This is a genomic window from Salmonella sp. SSDFZ69, assembly GCF_004010755.1.
GTDB lineage: Bacteria > Pseudomonadota > Gammaproteobacteria > Enterobacterales > Enterobacteriaceae > Salmonella > Salmonella enterica.
Genome location: NZ_CP034831.1, coordinates 1,670,364 through 1,692,132 on the forward strand (window position 1 = coordinate 1,670,364; position 21,769 = coordinate 1,692,132).

General features: G+C 50.3%; 20 protein-coding genes and 1 riboswitch. Of the genes, 14 read left to right on the plus strand and 6 right to left on the minus strand.

Going from position 1 to position 21,769, the window contains the following annotated elements; all coding sequences use genetic code 11:
* Positions 1-168: 168 nt before the first annotated feature.
* The 5 genes from bglX (at position 169) to EOS98_RS08155 (ending at position 6,392) form a co-directional block, all read left to right on the plus strand.
* A complete protein-coding gene (gene bglX / locus EOS98_RS08135) occupies positions 169-2,466 on the plus strand; it encodes a beta-glucosidase BglX (RefSeq protein WP_000871555.1) in 2,298 nt (765 codons plus the stop codon).
* Positions 2,467-2,646: 180 nt separating this feature from the next.
* Positions 2,647-3,564, plus strand: coding sequence for an ABC transporter substrate-binding protein (locus EOS98_RS08140; protein WP_000155876.1), 918 nt, complete (start codon positions 2,647-2,649; stop codon positions 3,562-3,564).
* Between the two features lie 3 nt (positions 3,565-3,567).
* The gene (locus EOS98_RS08145) at positions 3,568-4,737 is read left to right on the plus strand and encodes an ABC transporter permease (protein ID WP_126523963.1); all 1,170 of its coding nucleotides are present in this window, start codon (positions 3,568-3,570) and stop codon (positions 4,735-4,737) included.
* Positions 4,730-5,677, plus strand: coding sequence for an ABC transporter ATP-binding protein (locus EOS98_RS08150; RefSeq protein ID WP_126523964.1), 948 nt, complete (start codon positions 4,730-4,732; stop codon positions 5,675-5,677). Before EOS98_RS08145 ends, EOS98_RS08150 begins: the two co-directional genes overlap by 8 nt.
* On the plus strand, positions 5,661-6,392 hold the full coding sequence (locus EOS98_RS08155) for an ABC transporter permease (RefSeq protein WP_126523965.1): 732 nt from the start codon (positions 5,661-5,663) through the stop codon (positions 6,390-6,392). The genes EOS98_RS08150 and EOS98_RS08155 overlap by 17 nt, the downstream gene beginning before the upstream one ends.
* Here the strand turns inward: EOS98_RS08155 and EOS98_RS08160 are convergent.
* Together EOS98_RS08160 and mlrA are read right to left on the minus strand one after the other, a co-directional pair.
* The gene (locus tag EOS98_RS08160; RefSeq protein WP_001261696.1) at positions 6,373-6,480 is read right to left on the minus strand and encodes a protein YohO; all 108 of its coding nucleotides are present in this window, start codon (positions 6,478-6,480) and stop codon (positions 6,373-6,375) included. The two genes, EOS98_RS08155 and EOS98_RS08160, sit on opposite strands and share 20 nt — an antisense overlap.
* Positions 6,481-6,539: 59 nt before the next feature.
* On the minus strand, positions 6,540-7,271 hold the full coding sequence (mlrA, locus tag EOS98_RS08165; RefSeq protein WP_001240418.1) for an HTH-type transcriptional regulator MlrA: 732 nt from the start codon (positions 7,269-7,271) through the stop codon (positions 6,540-6,542).
* A 222-nt stretch (positions 7,272-7,493) separates the two neighbouring features.
* Between mlrA and EOS98_RS08170 the strand changes: the two genes are divergently transcribed.
* The 3 genes from EOS98_RS08170 to EOS98_RS08180 are packed head-to-tail and all read left to right on the plus strand — an operon-like array spanning position 7,494 to position 10,409.
* Positions 7,494-9,179, plus strand: a complete 1,686-nt coding sequence (locus EOS98_RS08170) for a sensor histidine kinase (protein ID WP_000272850.1) — start codon at positions 7,494-7,496, stop codon at positions 9,177-9,179.
* Positions 9,176-9,895: a two-component system response regulator BtsR gene (gene btsR / locus EOS98_RS08175; RefSeq protein ID WP_000598637.1), complete on the plus strand. Its 720-nt coding sequence runs from the start codon at positions 9,176-9,178 to the stop codon at positions 9,893-9,895. Before EOS98_RS08170 ends, btsR begins: the two co-directional genes overlap by 4 nt.
* Before the next feature lie 46 nt (positions 9,896-9,941).
* Positions 9,942-10,409 (plus strand): DUF1456 family protein, encoded by a 468-nt coding sequence (locus EOS98_RS08180; protein ID WP_000950412.1) that lies wholly within the window; start codon positions 9,942-9,944, stop codon positions 10,407-10,409.
* Between the two features lie 56 nt (positions 10,410-10,465).
* Here the strand turns inward: EOS98_RS08180 and EOS98_RS08185 are convergent, their stop codons facing one another.
* The 3 genes from EOS98_RS08185 to metG all read right to left on the minus strand — a co-directional run bounded on the left by EOS98_RS08185 (position 10,466) and on the right by metG (position 13,900).
* Complete coding sequence (locus EOS98_RS08185) at positions 10,466-10,996, minus strand: YehR family lipoprotein (RefSeq protein WP_126523966.1); 531 nt, start codon at positions 10,994-10,996, stop codon at positions 10,466-10,468.
* Positions 10,997-11,167: 171 nt separating this feature from the next.
* The gene (locus EOS98_RS08190; RefSeq protein WP_000703137.1) at positions 11,168-11,626 is read right to left on the minus strand and encodes a YehR family lipoprotein; all 459 of its coding nucleotides are present in this window, start codon (positions 11,624-11,626) and stop codon (positions 11,168-11,170) included.
* 240 nt (positions 11,627-11,866) lie between these two features.
* A complete protein-coding gene (gene metG, locus EOS98_RS08195; RefSeq protein WP_000195343.1) occupies positions 11,867-13,900 on the minus strand; it encodes a methionine--tRNA ligase in 2,034 nt (677 codons plus the stop codon).
* 164 nt (positions 13,901-14,064) lie between these two features.
* Here metG and apbC point away from each other — a divergent pair, with 164 nt between their 5' ends.
* From apbC to EOS98_RS08225, 6 genes are all read left to right on the plus strand, one after another.
* Positions 14,065-15,174: an iron-sulfur cluster carrier protein ApbC gene (gene apbC / locus EOS98_RS08200; RefSeq protein WP_001005424.1), complete on the plus strand. Its 1,110-nt coding sequence runs from the start codon at positions 14,065-14,067 to the stop codon at positions 15,172-15,174.
* A 277-nt stretch (positions 15,175-15,451) separates the two neighbouring features.
* Complete coding sequence (locus EOS98_RS08205) at positions 15,452-15,733, plus strand: YehE family protein (protein WP_000760404.1); 282 nt, start codon at positions 15,452-15,454, stop codon at positions 15,731-15,733.
* Positions 15,734-16,011: 278 nt separating this feature from the next.
* Entirely contained in the window at positions 16,012-16,542 is a 531-nt protein-coding gene (yehD, locus tag EOS98_RS08210) for a fimbrial protein YehD (RefSeq protein ID WP_126523967.1), read from the plus strand.
* A gap of 55 nt (positions 16,543-16,597) precedes the next feature.
* On the plus strand, positions 16,598-17,281 hold the full coding sequence (gene stcB / locus EOS98_RS08215; RefSeq protein WP_000698775.1) for a fimbrial biogenesis chaperone StcB: 684 nt from the start codon (positions 16,598-16,600) through the stop codon (positions 17,279-17,281).
* Between the two features lie 13 nt (positions 17,282-17,294).
* Complete coding sequence (locus EOS98_RS08220) at positions 17,295-19,784, plus strand: fimbrial biogenesis outer membrane usher protein (protein WP_001137795.1); 2,490 nt, start codon at positions 17,295-17,297, stop codon at positions 19,782-19,784.
* Positions 19,785-19,799: 15 nt separating this feature from the next.
* On the plus strand, positions 19,800-20,807 hold the full coding sequence (locus EOS98_RS08225) for a putative fimbrial-like adhesin protein (protein ID WP_076726867.1): 1,008 nt from the start codon (positions 19,800-19,802) through the stop codon (positions 20,805-20,807).
* A 260-nt stretch (positions 20,808-21,067) separates the two neighbouring features.
* Here EOS98_RS08225 and rcnB read toward each other — a convergent pair whose 3' ends face one another.
* Positions 21,068-21,382, minus strand: coding sequence for a Ni(II)/Co(II) efflux transporter accessory subunit RcnB (gene rcnB, locus EOS98_RS08230; protein ID WP_000837534.1), 315 nt, complete (start codon positions 21,380-21,382; stop codon positions 21,068-21,070).
* 281 nt (positions 21,383-21,663) lie between these two features.
* Positions 21,664-21,760: riboswitch (TPP riboswitch) on the plus strand.
* Positions 21,761-21,769 lie beyond the last annotated feature (9 nt).

The window sequence follows — 21,769 nt, forward strand, 5'->3', positions numbered from 1 at the left end:
TCATTTGCCGCCTTGATACCATTTGCTGGCGGTTGCGTATTCGACTGTGCGGAAAATTAGGAGAATAACCTTCGCTTTCTTCTCCTCTCGCGTTTAGGCTTATGGCAAACTGCGGTTTTTATTCTGTTTTTACCGCCTCGTCGGGATAAAGATAAAGAGAGACTCAACATGAAATGGTTATGTTCAGTAGGTGTTGCTGTGAGTCTGGCGATGCAGCCAGCATTGGCGGAAAACCTGTTTGGCAATCACCCGCTGACGCCCGAAGCGCGCGACGCGTTCGTCACCGATTTACTCAAGAAAATGACTGTCGATGAAAAAATTGGTCAGTTACGTCTGATCAGCGTCGGCCCTGATAACCCGAAAGAAGCGATTCGCGAGATGATCAAAGACGGGCAGGTAGGGGCGATTTTCAATACCGTCACCCGCCAGGATATCCGTCAAATGCAGGATCAGGTGATGGCATTGAGCCGCCTGAAAATTCCTCTCTTTTTTGCCTATGACGTGGTACACGGCCAGCGAACCGTCTTCCCGATAAGCCTCGGTCTGGCTTCTTCTTTTAATCTGGATGCGGTAAGAACCGTAGGACGCGTATCGGCGTATGAAGCGGCGGACGACGGTCTGAATATGACCTGGGCGCCGATGGTGGATGTCTCCCGCGATCCGCGTTGGGGACGCGCCTCCGAAGGCTTTGGCGAAGATACATATTTAACCTCCATCATGGGCGAAACCATGGTGAAAGCGATGCAGGGCAAAAGTCCGGCGGATCGCTACTCGGTGATGACCAGCGTGAAACATTTTGCCGCCTATGGCGCCGTTGAAGGCGGTAAAGAATACAACACCGTGGATATGAGTTCCCAGCGTCTGTTTAATGACTATATGCCGCCTTACAAAGCGGGGCTGGATGCGGGGAGCGGCGCGGTGATGGTGGCGCTGAACTCGCTGAACGGCACGCCTGCGACGTCAGATTCCTGGCTATTGAAAGATGTCCTGCGCGATGAGTGGGGCTTTAAGGGAATTACCGTTTCCGACCACGGCGCTATTAAAGAACTGATTAAACACGGCACCGCGGCCGACCCGGAAGATGCGGTGCGCGTGGCGCTAAAGGCAGGGGTGGATATGAGCATGGCGGATGAGTATTACAGCAAATATCTGCCGGGTCTGATTAAGTCGGGCAAAGTGACGATGGCGGAACTGGACGACGCGACGCGCCATGTGCTCAACGTAAAATATGACATGGGATTGTTTAACGACCCCTATAGCCATCTGGGGCCGAAAGAGAGCGACCCGGTGGACACCAATGCCGAAAGCCGCCTGCATCGTAAAGAGGCGCGGGAAGTGGCGCGGGAAAGTGTGGTACTGCTGAAAAACCGGCTGGAAACGCTGCCGCTGAAAAAATCGGGCACCATTGCCGTTGTTGGGCCGCTGGCCGACAGTCAACGTGATGTAATGGGAAGCTGGTCTGCTGCTGGGGTTGCGAATCAGTCGGTGACGGTGCTGGCGGGTATTCAAAATGCCGTCGGCGACGGGGCGAAGATCCTCTATGCCAAAGGGGCGAATATCACTAACGATAAAGATATCGTCGATTTCTTAAACCTGTATGAAGAGGCAGTGAAAATCGATCCGCGCTCACCGCAGGCGATGATTGATGAGGCGGTGCAGGCGGCGAAACAGGCCGATGTGGTGGTCGCGGTGGTAGGCGAGTCGCAGGGGATGGCGCATGAAGCCTCCAGCCGTACCAATATCACCATTCCGCAGAGTCAGCGCGACTTAATCACCGCTCTGAAAGCCACCGGTAAGCCGCTGGTACTGGTATTAATGAACGGCAGACCGCTGGCGCTGGTAAAAGAAGATCAACAGGCCGATGCGATTCTGGAGACCTGGTTTGCCGGGACGGAAGGCGGCAACGCCATTGCCGATGTGCTGTTTGGCGATTACAACCCGTCAGGCAAACTGCCGATCTCCTTCCCGCGTTCGGTGGGACAAATTCCGGTCTATTACAGCCATCTCAATACGGGACGCCCGTATAATCCTGAAAAGCCAAACAAATACACCTCACGTTATTTTGACGAAGCGAATGGCCCGCTCTATCCGTTTGGTTACGGTCTGAGCTACACCACATTTACGGTGTCTGACGTCACGCTCTCCTCACCGACAATGCAACGCGACGGCAAAGTCACGGCCAGCGTAGAGGTCACGAACACCGGTAAACGCGAAGGGGCTACGGTCATCCAGATGTACTTACAGGATGTCACGGCGTCAATGAGCCGCCCGGTGAAGCAATTAAAAGGCTTTGAAAAAATCACCCTCAAGCCCGGCGAAAGTAAAACCGTGAGTTTCCCGATTGATATCGAGGCGTTGAAGTTCTGGAATCAGCAGATGAAATATGACGCGGAACCCGGCAAGTTCAACGTCTTTATCGGCGTGGATTCCGCTCGCGTTAAACAAGGATCGTTCGAGCTACTGTAAGCCTGCCGTCAACAGGGCGCGATAGCTGCGCCCTGTCTGGCAATGACTTTTCCTGTCCCCCCTTTTATTGCCTGCCACGTCACTTAAACTGCCGGAAAATCCCAGGTTAAACGCAGACTTTTCAACTATGCTTTTTTCTCAAGTCTCTGAAAAAGGCCGTAAAAGGATGAGGAAAGCATCATGACGATCTCAAAGCTATGGGTAAGTTCGCTGGCGTTGCTGGCGACGGTGAGTTTACCTCTACAGGCGGCATCGCCCGTGACGGTCGGGTCAAAGATTGATACCGAAGGCGCGCTGCTCGGCAACATGATTTTGCAGGTACTGGAAAGCCACGGCGTTAAAACGGTCAATAAAATTCAGCTCGGGACGACGCCAGTCGTTCGTGGCGCGATTACCGCCGGAGAGCTGGATATCTATCCGGAATACACCGGTAACGGGGCGTTCTTTTTTAAAGATGAAAACGATCCGGCATGGAAAAATGCAAAGCAAGGCTTTGAGAAAGTCAAAAAACTGGATGCGGAGCAGAATAAGCTGGTCTGGTTGACGCCTGCGCCAGCAAATAACACCTGGACCATCGCGGTACGTCAGGACATCGCGGAAAAAAATAAACTCTCCTCGCTTGCCGATCTCAGCCGTTATCTGAAAGAGGGCGGCACTTTTAAACTGGCGGCGTCTGCGGAATTTATCGAACGGGCGGATGCGCTGCCGGCATTTGAAAAAGCCTATGATTTTACCTTGAATCAGAACCAGCTCTTGTCGCTGGCGGGCGGCGATACGGCGGTCACGATCAAAGCCGCCGCGCAACAAACATCCGGCGTTAACGCCGCGATGGCGTATGGCACCGACGGCCCGGTCGCCGCGCTGGGTCTGCAAACCCTGAGCGACCCGAAAGGCGTCCAGCCTATCTATGCCCCCGCGCCGGTAGTGCGTGAATCGGTGTTACAGGCCTATCCGCAGATAGCCGACTGGCTACAGCCCGTTTTCGCCAGCCTTGATGAGAAAACGCTGCAACAGTTGAACGCCAGAATCGCCGTAGAAGGGCTGGATGCGAAAAAAGTCGCCGCAGATTACCTCCGACAAAAAGGGTGGGTGAAGTAATCTGTGAGTGATGCTGCCAAAAAAATCACGGTTAATCGTGTGCTGTTGCTGTTGGTTGTTCTGACCTTGCTTGCTGTCGCGCTGCCTTTCATTAATTACGCCCCGAATCGTCTGGTGAGCGGCGAGGGGCGCCAGTTATGGGAGATCTGGCCGGCGACCATCTGGATGCTGACTGGCGCGGGATGCGCGCTGTTTACGTTGTGCTTTGTACCCGGTAAACGCGGTAGCGTACTGACGCTGATGATGGCGCAGACGCTTTTTATTGTCATGCTGTGGGGAGTCGGCAGGGCGGCGACCCAGTTGGCGCAGGAGGGCAGCCCGCTGGCGCGTACCAGTCTGGGAAGTGGATTGTGGCTGGGCCTCGGTCTGATGTTGCTGGCCTGTAGCGATGCGATCCGCCGTATTACCACTGGGCCGCTGTGGCGCTGGTTGCTGCACGCGCAAATTGTCATTGTCCCGCTGGTGCTGCTGTTTTCAGGCACGTTCGACAACCTCTCGCTTCTGAAAGAGTATACCAACCGCCAGGATGTTTTCGATGCCGCGCTGGTGCAACATTTGATGTTACTGGCGGGCACGGTGCTGCCGGCGCTGGCGATCGGACTACCGTTGGGCGTCTGGTGTTATTTTTCCGCCTCACGCCAGGGGCCGGTGTTTACCGTGCTGAATGTGATCCAGACTATCCCTTCCGTCGCGCTGTTTGGCCTGCTGATTGCGCCGTTGGCCGGGCTGGTGAAACAGTTTCCGTGGCTTGCCGCATTCGGCGTCGCGGGAACCGGCATGACGCCTGCGCTGATAGCGCTGGTGCTCTATGCGTTATTGCCGCTGGTGCGCGGCGTGGTCGCCGGGCTCAATCAGGTGCCGCACGATGTGCTGGAGAGCGCAAGAGCAATGGGAATGAGTAGCGGCCAGCGCTTCAGGCATGTGCAACTGCCGCTGGCGCTGCCGGTCTTTTTACGTAGCCTGCGGGTAGTAATGGTTCAGACAGTGGGAATGGCCGTCGTCGCCGCGCTGATTGGCGCGGGAGGTTTCGGCGCGCTGGTGTTTCAGGGGCTATTGAGCAGCGCCATTGATTTAGTCCTGTTGGGCGTCATTCCGGTGATTGCGCTGGCGGTAGTGATCGACGCGCTGTTTGATTTATGGATCGCGTTTTTGAAGGGAGCAACCGATGATTGAATTTAACCATGTCAGTAAAACCTTCGGCGATCAACAGGCTGTTAGCGACCTCAATTTGCACTTTAGCGAAGGCAGCTTTTCGGTGTTAATTGGCACCTCCGGTTCGGGAAAATCGACCACTCTGAAGATGATTAACCGGCTGGTAGAGCATGATAGCGGAACGATCCGTTTTGCCGGGGAAGAGATCCGCAGCCTGCCGGTGCTTGAACTGCGCCGTCGCATGGGCTATGCCATTCAGTCTATCGGTCTTTTTCCCCACTGGACGGTGGCGCAAAATATCGCCACCGTACCGCAACTACAAAAGTGGTCGCGTGCGCGGATTAACGATCGTATTGATGAACTGATGGCATTATTGGGTCTGGAAAGCGCGCTGCGCGATCGTTATCCGCATCAGCTTTCCGGCGGGCAACAGCAGCGGGTCGGCGTTGCGCGGGCGCTGGCTGCCGATCCGCAGGTATTGCTGATGGACGAGCCTTTCGGCGCGCTTGATCCGGTAACGCGCGACGCATTGCAGCAGGAGATGACCCGCATTCATCAGCTGCTGGGGCGCACCATCGTACTGGTGACGCACGACATCGACGAGGCGCTACGCCTCGCCGACCATCTGGTGCTGATGGACGGGGGCCACGTTATCCAACAGGGATCGCCGCTTTCTATGCTGACCTCGCCGGAAAATGATTTCGTGCAGGCGTTTTTTGGCCGCAGCGAGCTGGGCGTAAGGCTGCTTTCGTTACGTAGCGTAGGCGATTATGTACGCCGGCATGAACAGCTCAGCGGCGACGCGCTGGTGGAAGAGATGACGTTACGCGATGCGCTATCGATGTTTGTCGCCCGCCGGTGCGACGTCCTGCCGGTGGCGAATCAGCAGGGCGAGCCCTGCGGTACGCTCCATTTCCGCGATCTGCTTTCGGAGACGTCCCCCCGTGAAACAACTGTGTGATCCGCTTCTCTGGCTTATTGTTCTGTTCTTGCTTCTGCTGTTTGGATTGCCTTATAGCCAGCCGTTCTTCGCCGCGCTGTTTCCCGATTTACCGCGCCCGGTCTACCAACAGGAGAGTTTTGCCGCCCTCGCGCTCGCCCATTTCTGGTTGGTGGGCATCTCAAGTTTGTTTGCCGTCGCGGTGGGCGTCGGCGCAGGGATTGCGGTCACGCGAGAAAGTGGGAAGGAGTTTCGTCCCCTGGTGGAGACTATCGCCGCCGTCGGGCAGACCTTTCCGCCGGTCGCGGTACTGGCGATCGCGGTACCCGTCATGGGTTTTGGTCAGCAACCGGCCATTATCGCCTTGATCCTGTATGGGGTGTTGCCCATCCTGCAGGCGACCCTGGCCGGGCTGGGCGCGGTGCCTGCCAGCGTGATGAGCGTTGCCAGCGGTATGGGAATGAGCCGTCGCCAACAGTTGTATCAGGTTGAGCTGCCGCTGGCCGCGCCGGTGATTCTGGCGGGCATCCGAACCTCGGTGATTATCAATATTGGTACGGCGACCATCGCTTCAACGGTGGGGGCCAGTACGTTAGGCACGCCGATCATTATCGGGCTTAGCGGCTTTAATACGGCCTATGTTATCCAGGGGGCGCTGCTGGTGGCGCTGGCGGCGATCATTATCGATCGCCTGTTTGAAAGGCTGACGCGCGCGCTTACCCGGCACGCAAAATAAAACTGTAACCTGCCAGCATCACGCCGCCGATACCGCCAATAGCCATCAGCAGGAAAAGGGCGATCACCCCGATTTTCGCTACGCGCATTATGTACTCCTTATGTTAATAAAAGGAGTATACATTAAAGCGAATTTGTTAGCTGCTGTTTAAACGCCAAGGGGATGAATGTCGCGTCCCTGGGCGCGCCAGGCCAAAAGTTGCTGCTGCTGCGCCAGCGTCTGGTTTTCTCCGCACCATACCAGTAACGTCTTGCCGTCAAACAGTTCCGGGCGGAACTGGCTAAGCGAATGCGCCAACACGTCGATTCGCCATCCCTGTTGGCTGGCGACCCAACCTTCCAGCCACAGGCGGGTGGTATCATGGATATTCCAGCCGATCACCAACGCATCTTTTCCCTGTTTCTTACGCGCAGACGCCAGGCAGAGCGCAATATAGTTGATCAGGATACCGTCAAGAATGCCGAGCAGCGCCTGAAGGGCGGGTTGTTGGCACTGTAATCGTCGCCGCAGCGGGACGAACAGGTTAGTGGTCAATGTTTGGGCTGGATAATCCTGACCGCGTTCTTTGACCCATAACCGTAAACTGTGCAGATTACTGCTTTGCAGATAGTGCAGCAGGATCTCCTGCTGTTCGCGCCAGCCGTTAGGTTGTTCGCTACTGTCGCTACTGAGCAGCACTTTGACTTTGCTGACCTGGACGCCGTTATCTATCCAGCGCTTGATTTCGCGGATTCTGTCGATATCGGCATCGTTAAACAGACGATGACCGCCATCCGTTCGCTGTGGTTTTAAAAGTCCATAACGTCTCTGCCACGCGCGCAACGTGACAGGATTGATATCACAAAGCAAAGCCACTTCACCAATTGTGTAAAGCGCCATCGTTTCACCCTTGCTCGCGAGGTCCCGGTTTAACTTTAGACGCTCTTTTAGGAACCAGGAAGTTTTGCCTGTTTTTTATGCATTAAAACGCGAAGTAGCGGGTTGCGGCGCGGCGTTTAAGTGATCGTATTCACGAATTCATATTTTTATGCAACAGTTCAAAGAAAGTTAATCGTACTCAATGTATGTTACGCGCTTTTAATTGAAGTGTGGTTTGCGGGTATGTACGAGTTTAATCTGGTGTTGCTGCTGCTTCAGCAGATGTGCGTGTTTCTGGTCATTGCGTGGCTAATGAGTAAAACGCGCCTGTTCATCCCGCTTATGCAGGTCACGGTTCGTCTGCCGCACAAGCTTCTGTGTTACGTCACGTTTTCTATCTTCTGCATTATGGGCACTTATTTTGGGCTACATATCGAAGATTCGATTGCCAATACCCGCGCGATTGGCGCGGTGATGGGTGGCCTACTCGGCGGGCCGGTCGTCGGCGGGCTGGTCGGCCTGACCGGTGGGTTACATCGGTATTCTATGGGCGGCATGACGGCGCTGAGCTGTATGATTTCCACCATCGTCGAAGGGCTGCTGGGCGGGTTGGTACACAGCGTTCTCATACGTCGCGGACGCCCGGACAAAGTGTTTAGCCCGCTGACGGCGGGAGCAATTACGTGTGTTGCCGAACTGGTGCAGATGCTGATTATTTTACTGATAGCCAGGCCGTTTGACGATGCCCTGCATCTGGTCAGTAATATTGCCGCGCCGATGATGGTGACGAATACCGTTGGCGCCGCGCTGTTCATGCGTATTTTGCTCGATAAGCGCGCCATGTTCGAAAAATATACTTCGGCATTTTCTGCTACCGCGCTGAAGGTCGCCGCGTCAACGGAGGGGATTCTGCGTCAGGGATTTAACGAAGTGAACAGTATGAAGGTGGCGCAGGTGTTATATCAGGAGCTGGATATTGGCGCCGTCGCCATCACCGATCGTGAAAAACTGCTGGCTTTTACTGGTATTGGCGACGATCACCATCTACCGGGCAAACCCATTTCATCAGGTTATACGCTGAAAGCAATTGAAACCGGAGAGGTGGTTTATGCCGATGGCAACGAAGTGCCGTACCGCTGTTCGCTACACCCGCAGTGTAAACTCGGCTCGACGCTGGTGATCCCGCTGCGTGGCGAAAATCAGCGAGTCATGGGCACCATTAAATTGTACGAAGCGAAAAACCGGCTGTTCAGCTCAATTAACCGCACCCTGGGAGAGGGTATTGCGCAGCTTTTATCCGCGCAGATCCTGGCCGGGCAGTATGAACGGCAGAAGGCGTTGCTGACGCAGTCAGAGATCAAGCTGTTGCACGCGCAGGTGAATCCGCATTTTCTGTTTAACGCGCTCAATACCATTAAAGCGGTGATTCGCCGCGACAGTGAACAGGCCAGCCAACTGGTGCAGTACTTGTCGACCTTTTTTCGCAAAAATTTAAAACGCCCGTCGGAAATCGTCACGCTGGCGGATGAAATTGAACACGTGAACGCTTATCTGCAAATTGAAAAAGCGCGTTTTCAGTCGCGTCTGCAGGTACAGCTTGATGTTCCATCGACGCTTTCACGTCAGAAATTGCCTGCGTTTACGTTACAGCCGATTGTTGAGAACGCCATTAAACATGGCACGTCGCAACTGCTTGATACCGGCAATGTCGCTATTCGCGCCCGGCGCGAAGGGCAGCATTTGATGTTAGATATTGAAGATAATGCGGGACTGTATCAGCCTTCCGCCGGCAGTAGCGGGCTGGGGATGAGTCTGGTGGATAAACGTCTGCGCGAACACTTTGGCGATGATTATGGTATTAGCGTGGCCTGCGAGCCGGACTGCTTTACCCGAATTACATTACGACTTCCACTGGAGGAGGACGCATGATTAAAGTGCTGATTGTGGATGATGAGCCGTTAGCGCGGGAAAATCTGCGGATTTTGCTCCAGGGGCAGGATGACATTGAGATTGTGGGAGAGTGCGCGAACGCGGTAGAAGCGATTGGTGCGGTACATAAGCTGCGACCTGATGTGCTGTTTCTGGATATTCAGATGCCGCGTATCAGTGGACTGGAGATGGTAGGAATGCTTGACCCGGAACACCGCCCGTATATCGTTTTTTTAACCGCGTTTGACGAATACGCCATCAAAGCCTTTGAAGAACACGCTTTTGATTATCTGCTCAAGCCGATAGAGGAGAAACGGCTGGAAAAAACGTTACATCGTCTGCGTCAGGAGCGCAGTAAACAGGATGTTTCGTTGCTGCCGGAAAACCAGCAGGCGCTTAAATTCATTCCCTGTACCGGACACAGCCGGATCTATTTGTTGCAAATGGATGATGTCGCCTTTGTCAGTAGCCGTATGAGCGGCGTTTATGTGACCAGCAGTGAAGGTAAAGAGGGGTTTACCGAGCTGACGCTGCGCACGCTGGAAAGCCGGACGCCGCTACTGCGTTGTCATCGTCAGTTTCTGGTGAATATGGCCCATTTGCAAGAAATTCGGCTGGAGGATAATGGGCAGGCAGAGCTGATTTTACGCAACGGCCTGACGGTGCCGGTAAGCCGTCGCTATCTGAAAAGTTTAAAAGAGGCGATTGGCCTGTAAAAGACTGTTAGAATATCGTTTTGCCATAGAAACGACCGAAGGCCTCATGCTGAGTAACGATATTCTGCGTAGCGTGCGCTACATTTTAAAAGCTAATAATACCGATCTGGCGCGTATCCTGGCGCTGGGTAACGTTGATGCTACGCCGGAGCAGATTGCAATCTGGTTGCGCAAAGAAGAGGAAGAGGGGTTTCAGCGTTGCCCGGATATCGTGTTGTCCTCATTTCTCAATGGCCTCATTTATGAAAAACGCGGCAAAGATGAGGCGGCGCCTGCATTGACGGCGGAACGTCGTATCAACAACAATATTGTGCTGAAAAAGCTGCGTATTGCCTTTTCGCTAAAAACAGATGATATCCTGGCGATACTTACCGATCAGTTGTTTCGTGTCTCGATGCCAGAGATCACCGCGATGATGCGCGCGCCGGATCATAAGAACTTCCGCGAATGCGGCGATCAGTTTATGCGTTATTTTCTGCGCGGTCTGGCGGCCCGTGAACACGCGGCGAAGTAATTCTGCGGTATTGTTCCCGGCAGCGTCCTGTCTGACCGGGAAAACGCATTATTATACTAATTGATTCTATGATACCCGCTCTCTTCCAACAGTTTCTGCGAGCGAATCATTGACAGATAGTACGCGGAACAGTTGTCAATTGATGATCCTGGCAATTTACAGAGGTCGCTCATTTTTGCCTGGGTAAAATCAATATTCACATATTCCGTAGCATAGCTATCATAATAGTCGATTCGTTCAGTCAAACCCGGTATACCCTGATAAGCTTCGCCGACTTGACTCAGCATTTTTTGTGCTTCTTCTTTATTATTGGCTTTCAGGGTTTTATAAAGTATTTTATGTTCAGATATTTGACGTAAAACGATATCCCCTTTGTAGTAATAGGTTAACTTGATTTCAATACCGTTGAGATTACCTGCATAGCGTTGTGTTTCCTCGGACTCTTTGTTAGCGGCTATCTTCTTGATAAACGCTGTCATGTTATTTTGCTTTCCCTGGGGAGTATCGTTTTTCTGATCGCAGCCAGTTATGCTAACCGATAGAGAGAGCGCGAATAGTGGCAGTGCCATAAGGCGTAGAACCCGCATAACAATTCCTTGTCGTTAAGTATTGGTGTGGCCAGGAATTCAGGGATTATAGGCTTTGGCGAGGGGACTTACAGCGAGGCTGTCTTTTTTCGGAATTCATAAAGAAAAGACGCTGCCGAAGCAGCGCCCTGAGCGACTTTACCAGTCGATGCAATACATTATGCCTGCCAGTTATTTCGCTTCTTTAAAACCAGCAGCTTCCAGCAGCGTCTGGGTTTGTTTCATGCTGATACCTTTGCTGGTATCGCCGGACACCATCGTCCCTGAGATTTGCTGTAACGCTTTAAAGTCCACTTTTTCCATATCCACAGAGACGTTTTCCTGGGCATAGGTATCTTCATAGGTTAATTTTTCTTCCACTCCGGCGATATTTTTATATTTCGCGCTCAGCGGATCAAGAATTTTGGCGGCATCTTCTTTCGTTTTAGCGCCTACAGTGGCATAGCTGATTTTACTTTCAGACGTCTGCTTAATGATTTTGTCACCTTTATAGGTGTAAGTAATTGAAATTTCTGTCCCCGCCAGGTTTGCGTTAAAGGTCTTTGATTCTTCTTTATCGCCACAGCCAGCAAGAGAGAACACCAGTACGGAAGCCAAAGCCGCGGACAATAACTTGCCAGAAATTTTCATCTAAAACTCCATTTTATATAATGATTGGGTTTTTAAAATAATTTCAATGAATTAATTTAACCCAGTAATAGCAATGTATCAGGGAGAGATAGAATATGACTTTTAGCCGTTATTTAGCAGTCCGGATATGGAGTCTTAGCGCTATTGCTTATTAAGGAAAAAGTTAAAACGCGCGGATGGGGTGATATGCCAGTCAGGATTAAGCGGTTAAAAAAGCCGGAGCATGCTCCGGCTTGTTGCTTATTTCACCTGTTGGCCAGGCTTCGCGCCGTCATCAGGGCTTAACAGGAAGATATCTTTCCCGCCAGGTCCTGCGGCCATCACCATTCCCTCGGAGACGCCAAAGCGCATTTTGCGCGGCGCGAGGTTGGCGACCATTACCGTCTGGCGGCCAATCAGCGCCTGCGGGTCCGGATAGGCGGAGCGAATGCCGGAGAAGACGTTACGCTTCTCGCCGCCCAGATCCAGCGTCAGGCGCAGCAATTTGTCAGAACCGTCTACGAACTCAGCGTTTTCAATCAATGCTACGCGCAGGTCAATTTTGGCGAAATCGTCAAAGGTGATGGTTTCCTGAATCGGGAAGTCGGCTAACGGGCCGGTAACCGGCGCGGCTGCGGCTTTCACCTCTTCTTTAGACGCTTCAACCAGCGCTTCAACTTGCTTCATGTCGATGCGATTGTAGAGCGCCTTAAAGGTGTTGACCTTGTGACCGAGCAACGGCTGTTCGATGGCATCCCAGTTCAGTTCGCTGTTCAGGAAGGCTTCAACGCGTTCAGAAAGCGTCGGCAGTACCGGTTTCAGATACGTCATCAGCACGCGGAACAGGTTGATGCCCATCGAGCAAATGGCCTGCAGGTCCGCGTCGCGGCCTTCTTGTTTAGCCACCACCCACGGCGCTTGCTCGTCAACATAACGGTTAGCGACGTCGGCCAGCGCCATAATCTCACGGATAGCTTTACCGAATTCACGGCTTTCCCATGCTTCGCCAATCACCGCAGCGGCGTCAGTAAAGGTTTTATACAATTGCGGATCGGCCAGTTCAGTCGCCAGCACGCCGTCGAAACGCTTATTGATAAAACCGGCGTTACGCGAGGCCAGGTTGACTACTTTATTGACGATATCGGCATTGACGCGCTGGACAAAGTCTTCCAGGTTCAGGTCGATGTCATCAATGCGTGAAGAAAGCTTCGCGGTGTAGTAGTAGCGCAGGCTGTCGGCGTCAAAGTGTTTCAGCCAGGTGCTGGCCTTAATAAAGGTGCCGCGAGACTTAGACATCTTCGCGCCGTTCACCGTCACGTAACCGTGAACGAACAGGTTGGTCGGCTTACGGAAGTGGCTGCCTTCCAGCATGGCAGGCCAGAACAGGCTGTGGAAATAGACGATGTCTTTGCCGATAAAGTGATACAGCTCGGCGTCGGAGTCTTTTTTCCAGTACTCATCAAAACTGGTCGTGTCACCGCGCTTATCGCACAGATTTTTGAAGGAGCCCATATAGCCAATAGGCGCGTCCAGCCAGACGTAGAAATATTTGCCCGGCGCGTTCGGGATTTCGAAACCAAAATACGGCGCGTCGCGGGAAATGTCCCACTGTTGCAGGCCGGATTCAAACCACTCCTGCATTTTGTTCGCCACCTGCTCCTGCAGCGCGCCGCTGCGGGTCCACGCCTGCAGCATTTCGCTGAATGACGGCAGATCAAAGAAAAAGTGCTCGGAGTCACGCATTACCGGCGTCGCGCCGGACACCACGGATTTCGGCTCGATAAGTTCGGTCGGGCTGTAAGTTGCGCCGCAGACTTCACAGTTATCGCCGTACTGGTCCGCGGATTTACATTTCGGGCAGGTGCCTTTCACAAATCGGTCCGGCAGGAACATGCCTTTTTCCGGATCGTAGAGTTGAGAGATAGTGCGGTTCTTAATAAAACCGTTCTCTTTCAGGCGCGTATAAATCAGCTCGGACAGCTCGCGATTCTCGTCGCTGTGCGTTGAGTGGTAGTTGTCGTAGCTAATATTAAAACCGGCGAAATCGGTCTGGTGCTCCTGGCTCATTTCACCGATCATTTGCTCCGGCGTAATACCAAGCTGCTGCGCTTTCAGCATGATCGGCGTGCCATGAGCGTCATCGGCACAGATGAAGTTAACCTCATGGCCGCGCATTCGCTGGTAACGGACCCAGACATCAGCCTGGATGTGCTCCAGCATATGGCCGAGGTGGATAGAGCCGTTGGCGTACGGCAGCGCGCACGTTACCAGAATTTTCTTCGCGACTTGAGTCATAGTGGGTATTACTTCTTCTGTTGTAAAAAAGGGCTTTGATAGTACCAAAATGGTAATTACTGCGCCAATCGATAAGGGCATTTATCCGTAAATGAATAATTGTTACCGCTGGAGTAAACTACAAAGTTACAATCGTACTTTTCAGAACTACAAAAGGAGTCGGGATGAACGAACAATCCCAGGCCAAATCACCAGATACCCTGCGAGCGATGGTCGCCGGGACGCTGGCGAATTTTCAGCACCCAACCCTGAAGCATAACCTCACCACGCTTAAGGCGTTGCACCACGTCGCCTGGATGGATGATACGCTGCACGTTGAGCTGGTCATGCCGTTCGTCTGGAACAGCGCGTTTGAGGTATTAAAAGAGCAATGCAGCGCCGATCTGTTACGTATTACGGGCGCAAAAGCGATCGACTGGAAACTGTCGTACAACATTGCGACGCTGAAACGCGTCAAAAATCAGCCTGGCATTAATGGCGTGAAAAACATCATTGCCGTGAGCTCCGGTAAAGGCGGGGTGGGTAAATCGTCCACGGCGGTAAACCTGGCGCTGGCGTTAGCGGCTGAAGGCGCAAAGGTCGGGGTTCTCGATGCCGATATTTACGGTCCGTCGATCCCAACCATGCTTGGCGCAGAAGATCAGCGCCCAACATCGCCAGACGGTACGCATATGGCGCCGATTATGTCTCACGGCCTGGCGACCAACTCGATCGGCTATCTGGTGACTGACGATAACGCGATGGTATGGCGCGGCCCAATGGCCAGTAAGGCGCTGATGCAGATGTTGCAGGAGACGCTGTGGCCGGATCTGGATTATCTGGTACTGGATATGCCGCCGGGAACCGGGGATATTCAGCTAACGCTGGCGCAGAACATTCCTGTTACCGGCGCGGTGGTGGTGACTACGCCGCAGGATATCGCGCTAATCGACGCCAAAAAAGGTATCGTGATGTTCGAGAAGGTGGAAGTGCCGGTGCTCGGCATTGTGGAAAATATGAGTATGCATATTTGTAGCAACTGCGGCCATCACGAACCGATCTTCGGCACGGGCGGCGCGCAGAAGCTGGCGGAAAAATACCATACTCAGCTTCTGGGTCAGATGCCGCTGCATATTAGTCTGCGTGAAGATCTCGATCGCGGTACGCCGACGGTGGTTAGCCGTCCGGAGAGCGAATTTACCGCGATCTATCGCGAACTGGCCGATCGCGTTGCGGCACAGCTTTACTGGCAGGGTGAAGTGATTCCGGGAGAAATCGCCTTCCGCGCGGTGTAATCCTCCTGACGTATTCCAAAGAGAATATGACATTCACTGCATTAATATATATTGATGCAGTGAATGTATTAATAAAATAATAGCCCCCGCATTGTTAATTCCTGCTTAAACAGACAGGTGTTTATCTGAAATAATCGGCAAAAACATTATTTGAATTGATCATACCTATCCTACTGATTTATTTTTTCAATTGGTTTTAAGGTATCGATACGTTCATACTGCTCATCAGGACGGCCTGCATACTGTTTGACGTTCACCAGAGGAACAATTGCTCACTATGAAAAAATATTTGCTGATGGGAATTATAGTTTCGGCTTATGGGATAAGCGTACCCGTTTTTGCCTCCGACACCGCAACATTAACCATCAGTGGAAAAGTGACCGCGCCAACGTGCAGTACAGAAGTGGTAAACGCGCAGTTGCAGCAGCGTTGCGGCAACACTATCCACGTTTCAACGCTGCAAACACCCGCCGCTACGCCGATGAGAGGTGTGACAACGCAGCTATACACGGTGCCTGGTGATAGCACCCGACAGATTGTTGTTAATCATTACGACTAATTCTTATTAATTCCGCAGGCCCATATCATTGATATCAATGATATGGGCTTTTTTATTTGTTGTGTTTATGTTTAAGGGCAGTAAATTTCGGAAATTAATAAGTTTACAAAATAATGATAAGCAATGATTATTTGTTGCAATTATATTACAATCTGTAAATTGTTTTAAATCAACAAAACATCGTGTTTACATTGCGATAACTTCCTGTCTATGAGAATTTTCGTTGCAAGGGTTAATAACTCTTAACAAATAGAAATTACTTCATTAAGGAAGAGATTATGAAACGTTCACTTATTGCTGCTTCTGTATTGTCTGCTGTATTTATGAGCGCTGGGGTTTTTGCTGTTGAAGAGTATGATTCAGGCGTTCTGAATATTAACGGAAAGGTGGTTGGTACTACCTGTCAATTTTTGGGTACGAACACCGCTGAAATTAGACTGAATGAAATTGGTGCGGATAAAATAATTAATTTAACCCCGGGTCAGATTTATGACGCAGTAACTAATCAAACTCAGATGCCGTTGAAAATAAAATGTCAACAGGGTGTAGCGCCGCGTATTACCTTCTCTTCAACGCAATTTGACAGCCGCGATATCACATTTAATAACGGGTCTGCCAAAGGTGTCGGTTTTGCGGTTTACTACGGAAGTACGGATAATCAGATTGATCCAGAGACGGGGGTGACACTAGATCCAAATAGCAGCGGTGAATACGACCTGACTTTTTTAGCACGCTATGCGCGTTTAGACGGTGATGTTGCTTCTGGTGATGTTAGCTCAACACTGACTTTAACGGTTGTTACTGACTAATTTATTCAACCGGCGGCGTTCGTCGCCGGTTTTTTATAAGCAAGGCCGTGTAAATATGAAAATATTATCTGCAGTATTATTATCTGCCATAATTTTGCCTGCGCATGCTGGTATTGTTATTTATGGTACGCGCGTGATTTACCCGGCAGAGAAGAAAGAAGTCGTTGTACAATTGGTGAATCAGGGCGAGCAAGCTTCGCTGGTACAGTCCTGGATTGATGACGGTAACACTTCATTACCGCCAGAAAAAATTCAAGTGCCATTTATGCTGACGCCGCCAGTGGCGCGCGTTGCCGCTGAATCTGGTCAGCAGATCAAAATCAAGAAAATGCCTAATAGCTTACCGGACAACAAAGAAAGTCTGTTTTATCTGAATGTGCTTGATATTCCACCAAACAGCCAGGAAAACGCCGGTAAAAATGTGCTTAAATTCGCAATGCAGAATCGAATAAAATTAATATGGCGCCCCAGTCGAATTGCCGCCGTAACCAAAGACAGTTTTCAGCGGATTGGTTTATTTCGCAGTAATAAAACTGTCATCATGAAAAATGATACTGCAAACTGGATTACCGTGACGGATGTAAAAGCAGGAAATACTAAGATTAATGATCAAACTATCATGCTGCCACCGCTATCGACGCAAAATATTAACATGAAATATGCGTCAACAAGCCAGTATGAAGTAACGATTATTGATGATAATGGTAACTATATTAGTAGCAAAATCAATGTAAAATAAACAGGAGTTCATCATGCCAAGGATGACGCCCATCGCTTCGCTTGTTTTATTGACTCTGTTTACCTGGCAAACGCAGGCTATCGCGACGGAAACGTTTGATACCCATTTTATGGTGGGGGGAATGAGAGATCAAAAAATAACAAATTTCCATCTGGATGAGAATAAGCCAATTCCGGGACAGTACGAACTGGATATTTATGTCAACAATCAATGGCGAGGTAAATACGATATCATTGTTGCCGATGATCCCGGTAGCACGTGTATTTCAACTGAGTTGTTGAAAAATATTGGTGTGATAAGCGATGGTCTGCAACCGCAGGGAGCAACGGATTGTATTGCGTTAAAAGATGTCGTGAGAAGCGGTGGCTATACTTTTAATATTGGCGTTTTTCGGCTGGATTTGAGCGTCCCCCAGGCCTATGTAAATGAGGTCGAGGCGGGTTATGTATTGCCTGAAAACTGGGATCGCGGCATCAATGCATTTTATACTTCTTACTATGCCAGCCAGTATTACAGTGACTATAAGAATTCTGGCAGTAGTGAAAGTACTTACGTTCGGTTCAATAGCGGTTTCAATCTGTTGGGCTGGCAAGCGCATGCGGATACCACATTTAATAAAACCGATGGCAGCAGCGGTGAGTGGAAAAGCAACACATTGTATCTGGAGCGCGGTATCGCTGAGCTCCTCGGCACATTACGCGCCGGGGATCAGTATACCTCGTCAGAGATTTTTGATTCTGTGAGATTTACCGGCGTTCGCCTGTTCCGCGATATGCAAATGTTGCCAAACTCGAGACAGAATTTTACGCCGTTGGTGCAGGGGATTGCACAGACTAACGCTTTGGTAACCATCGAACAGAACGGATTCGTTGTTTATCAGAAAGAGGTTCCTCCTGGCCCCTTTTCCATTGCGGATCTGCAACTCGCGGGCGGTGGCGCGGATCTTGATGTCACCGTGCGTGAGGCGGATGGTTCGATAAATACCTGGCTGGTGCCTTACGCTTCCGTACCGAACATGTTGCAGCCTGGCGTCTCTAAGTATGATTTTTCCGCCGGCCGTAGTCATATTGAAGGCGCCGATAATCAGGCCGATTTTACACAAATCAGTTATCAGTATGGCCTTAATAACCTGTTGACGCTTTATGGCGGTACGATGCTATCGAACCATTATAATGCGTTTACCCTCGGCACGGGGTGGAATACCCGGATTGGCGCCATTTCGCTTGACGCTACACGAGCGCACAGTAAACAGGATAATGGCGATGTATTTGATGGTCAGAGTTATCAGATTGCTTATAATAAATACCTGACCCAAACATTAACTCGGTTTGGTCTGGCTGCGTATCGGTATTCATCACAGGATTACCGCACATTTAACGATCATGTCTGGGCCAATAATAAAAATAACTATCGTCGCGATAAGAATGATGTATACGATATTGCTGATTATTATCAAAACGATTTTGGGCGTAAAAATACGTTTTCAGCTAATGTGAGCCAATCCTTGCCAGAAGGATGGGGCGCAGTATCACTGAGTGCATTATGGCGTGATTACTGGGGACGTAGCGGCACCAGTAAAGATTATCAAATAAGCTATTCCAATACGTTCCAGAAAATTAATTATACGTTATCCGCCAGTCAGACTTACGACGAGGATCATAATGAAGATAAACGTTTTAACCTGTTTATTTCAATTCCCTTTGACTGGGGGGACGGTATTACTACCCCGCGGCGTCATCTGAATGTGTCGAACTCGACGACCTTTGATGATGATGGATTTACCTCAAACAATATTGGTTTAACCGGTACGGCAGGCAGTCGCGATCAATTTAATTACGGCGTGAATGTTAGTCATCAGCGACAGGATAGTGAGACCACAGCGGGGACGAATTTAACCTGGAATACGCCCGTTGCAACGCTTAATGGTAGTTACAGCCAGTCGTCCAATTATACTCAGACCGGCGGAAGTATTTCCGGTGGGGTTGTAGCCTGGAGTGGCGGGTTGAATTTATCCAGCCGGCTTTCAGATACCTTTGCGATTATGCAGGCTCCGGGACTTGAAGGAGCCTACGTTAACGGCCAAAAATATCGGACCACCAATAAAAAAGGAACGGTGGTTTATGACAACCTTACGCCATATCGCGAAAACCATCTTATGCTTGATGTGTCGCAAAGTAGCAGTGAAACGGAATTACGCGGTAACCGTAAAGTTGCCGCCCCGTACCGAGGGGCCGTCGTGCTAGTGAATTTTGATACCGACCAGCGTAAACCATGGTTTATTAAAGCGCAGCGTCCTGATGGTTCGCCTCTTATTTTTGGTTATGATGTAGTAGATCATCATGGTCATAATGTGGGCATTGTTGGACAAGGTAGTCAGCTATTTATTCGAACGAATGATATTCCGCCCGAAGTCAGTGTACCAGTAGATAAAGAGCAGGGGCTTTCATGTTCAATCACCTTTGGTAAAACGGTTGATGAAAGTAAAGTTTATATTTGTCGGTAGTGGTGAGGTGGTGAAATGAAACTCTTTCTTTTTATCGTGATGATATTGATTTTACCTGAAACATACGCAGCCTGTACGGGAGAAATTACTTATCAGGATAATTTAATTATTCGTGAGGATTTTACGATTAACCCTAATCAGTCCGCAACTTATAGCCATAATTTTAACGATACAACTTGTTCAGGGACTTATAAGATAACGCGTATGGATCCTTCCGATATCATCGTGGGATTATACAATGATACAGTAAAACTGAAGTTAAAAATCGCCTGGGCAGATAATAATACTCTCACAATGCCGTTTACAACGGGCTATACGGTAACGGTTGAACCCGCTTCCTCTGGGGCGAATGTAAATATTTCTGCCGGTAGTGGGAACAGTGTCCTAATCAACGGGGTGGTATCAATAACAAGCGCTTCTTCTGCAACTCAGTTTACGGCCGGTTTGCGGTTTTTAGGGTGCCTGCTAGCAGGAAGAGGCTGGAATGCCTGTGCCGCAGATTATAATAGTTATCTTAGAGGTGCAGGGTTATATTCATTTGATCTGTTTGTGTCCTACGATCGCAAGCAGACAACCTGCAAACCTGAAGATCTGACGATCACGCTACCGAATATTGCGCTTTCTGAATTATATAACACAGGCAAGGTCAGTAACAAAAATGCCGCGGATAATATTCGACTCCAGTGTGATAATCTTTTTGGTAATGCTAAACAAGCATCGCGTAAAATGACGGTTTATCTCTCCAGCAGTGATTTAATACCAGATAGCTATTCTGTGTTGCGTGGTGCTGTGAATAATGGCGTCGGATTTATACTGGAGAGCGGTGGAAAAACGGTGAATATTTCAAATACAGCAGAGCAGGGTAATGCTTCAACGTTATGGAAAGTGGATCAAGTAGGCACGCCGCTCAACAGTGATATGATAACAATCCCTATTATCGCCAGTTATTATGTTTATGACCGAGACAATATAAAGCCAGGCGATCTAAAAGCGACTGCGCTGATCTATGTGAAATACGATTAATATATATGAAAAACATTTAAGATATATGGCGCGATAGGTGAATGAACTTCCGGTCACTTACAATAATAAGTGACCGGGATGACAATTTTTCTGCAATAAATTTTAATGTGGTATGCGGTAGTTTCAAAAGGGCGAGATCCAGAGCGAATCGGGTAGTGAAGGCAGTCAACAAAAAGGCAGTTTGAAGGGGATAGAGTGATTAAGGGCTAATAAAAAAGTAACATGGGGCTGTATTTCCCCCTCTGGATGAGGGGGCTTTTTTATCGATGATAAAAAATCTCGCCATCATAGGCTTTGATGATTTTTCCATCGGTATCGTTAATCAATACATACGCGCCGCCCATATAGGTCCAGTGAGTACCGGCATCTGGCGCGGGCAGATTACGTAATTTCCACTGTTTAATATTGTACTCATCGGTGCGGTACATCTGCGGAACGGTATCGCCTGGCTTGAAGTGGGTGAAGTCGGCGATAAAGCTTTTTAACTCATATTGATCAATGCCCGTTGTCGCGGGGGCGGCCCATGCAAAACTGGTTGCAAGCAACAGCGCGCAAGGCAGCAACTTACTTTTCATACTTTTACCCTCCACATATGCGGGTCAGTTAACATCGTGTGTATCATTTCTGCTGGTGGCGTATCTGACAAGCGCTATTTTGTTATCTCACGCCCCTTTTCGTAAAAAGTGTAAACGAAAGCGTCGTGCAGCAACATATCCGCCAGCAAGTTTGCCAGAACCGAATAGGTTTTGAGAACTATCTGATAACGCTGAAATTATCGTCCGCCGCTGGCTGTAAATTTACATTGTCTGGCGCAGACAGTATGCTTAATAGCGAAACCCCGCTTAACACGGTGGGGCTTGACGACTCGGGGTGCCCTTCGTTGTGAAGGCTGAGAAATACCCGTACCACCTGATCTGGATAATGCCAGCGTAGGGAAGTCTGACACTGCTCGTGTCCCTTCT

Coding starts and splice junctions, on each gene's coding strand:
- bglX (WP_000871555.1), top strand. CDS start 169: ATGAAATGGTTATGTTCAGTAGGTGTTGCTGTGAGTCTGGCGATGCAG.
- EOS98_RS08140 (WP_000155876.1), top strand. CDS start 2,647: ATGACGATCTCAAAGCTATGGGTAAGTTCGCTGGCGTTGCTGGCGACG.
- EOS98_RS08150 (WP_126523964.1), top strand. CDS start 4,730: ATGATTGAATTTAACCATGTCAGTAAAACCTTCGGCGATCAACAGGCT.
- apbC (WP_001005424.1), top strand. CDS start 14,065: ATGAACGAACAATCCCAGGCCAAATCACCAGATACCCTGCGAGCGATG.
- EOS98_RS08205 (WP_000760404.1), top strand. CDS start 15,452: ATGAAAAAATATTTGCTGATGGGAATTATAGTTTCGGCTTATGGGATA.
- EOS98_RS08170 (WP_000272850.1), top strand. CDS start 7,494: ATGTACGAGTTTAATCTGGTGTTGCTGCTGCTTCAGCAGATGTGCGTG.
- EOS98_RS08220 (WP_001137795.1), top strand. CDS start 17,295: ATGCCAAGGATGACGCCCATCGCTTCGCTTGTTTTATTGACTCTGTTT.
- EOS98_RS08180 (WP_000950412.1), top strand. CDS start 9,942: ATGCTGAGTAACGATATTCTGCGTAGCGTGCGCTACATTTTAAAAGCT.
- stcB (WP_000698775.1), top strand. CDS start 16,598: ATGAAAATATTATCTGCAGTATTATTATCTGCCATAATTTTGCCTGCG.
- metG (WP_000195343.1), bottom strand. CDS start 13,900: ATGACTCAAGTCGCGAAGAAAATTCTGGTAACGTGCGCGCTGCCGTAC.
- mlrA (WP_001240418.1), bottom strand. CDS start 7,271: ATGGCGCTTTACACAATTGGTGAAGTGGCTTTGCTTTGTGATATCAAT.
- yehD (WP_126523967.1), top strand. CDS start 16,012: ATGAAACGTTCACTTATTGCTGCTTCTGTATTGTCTGCTGTATTTATG.
- EOS98_RS08225 (WP_076726867.1), top strand. CDS start 19,800: ATGAAACTCTTTCTTTTTATCGTGATGATATTGATTTTACCTGAAACA.
- rcnB (WP_000837534.1), bottom strand. CDS start 21,382: ATGAAAAGTAAGTTGCTGCCTTGCGCGCTGTTGCTTGCAACCAGTTTT.
- btsR (WP_000598637.1), top strand. CDS start 9,176: ATGATTAAAGTGCTGATTGTGGATGATGAGCCGTTAGCGCGGGAAAAT.
- EOS98_RS08185 (WP_126523966.1), bottom strand. CDS start 10,996: ATGCGGGTTCTACGCCTTATGGCACTGCCACTATTCGCGCTCTCTCTA.
- EOS98_RS08190 (WP_000703137.1), bottom strand. CDS start 11,626: ATGAAAATTTCTGGCAAGTTATTGTCCGCGGCTTTGGCTTCCGTACTG.
- EOS98_RS08160 (WP_001261696.1), bottom strand. CDS start 6,480: ATGCGCGTAGCGAAAATCGGGGTGATCGCCCTTTTCCTGCTGATGGCT.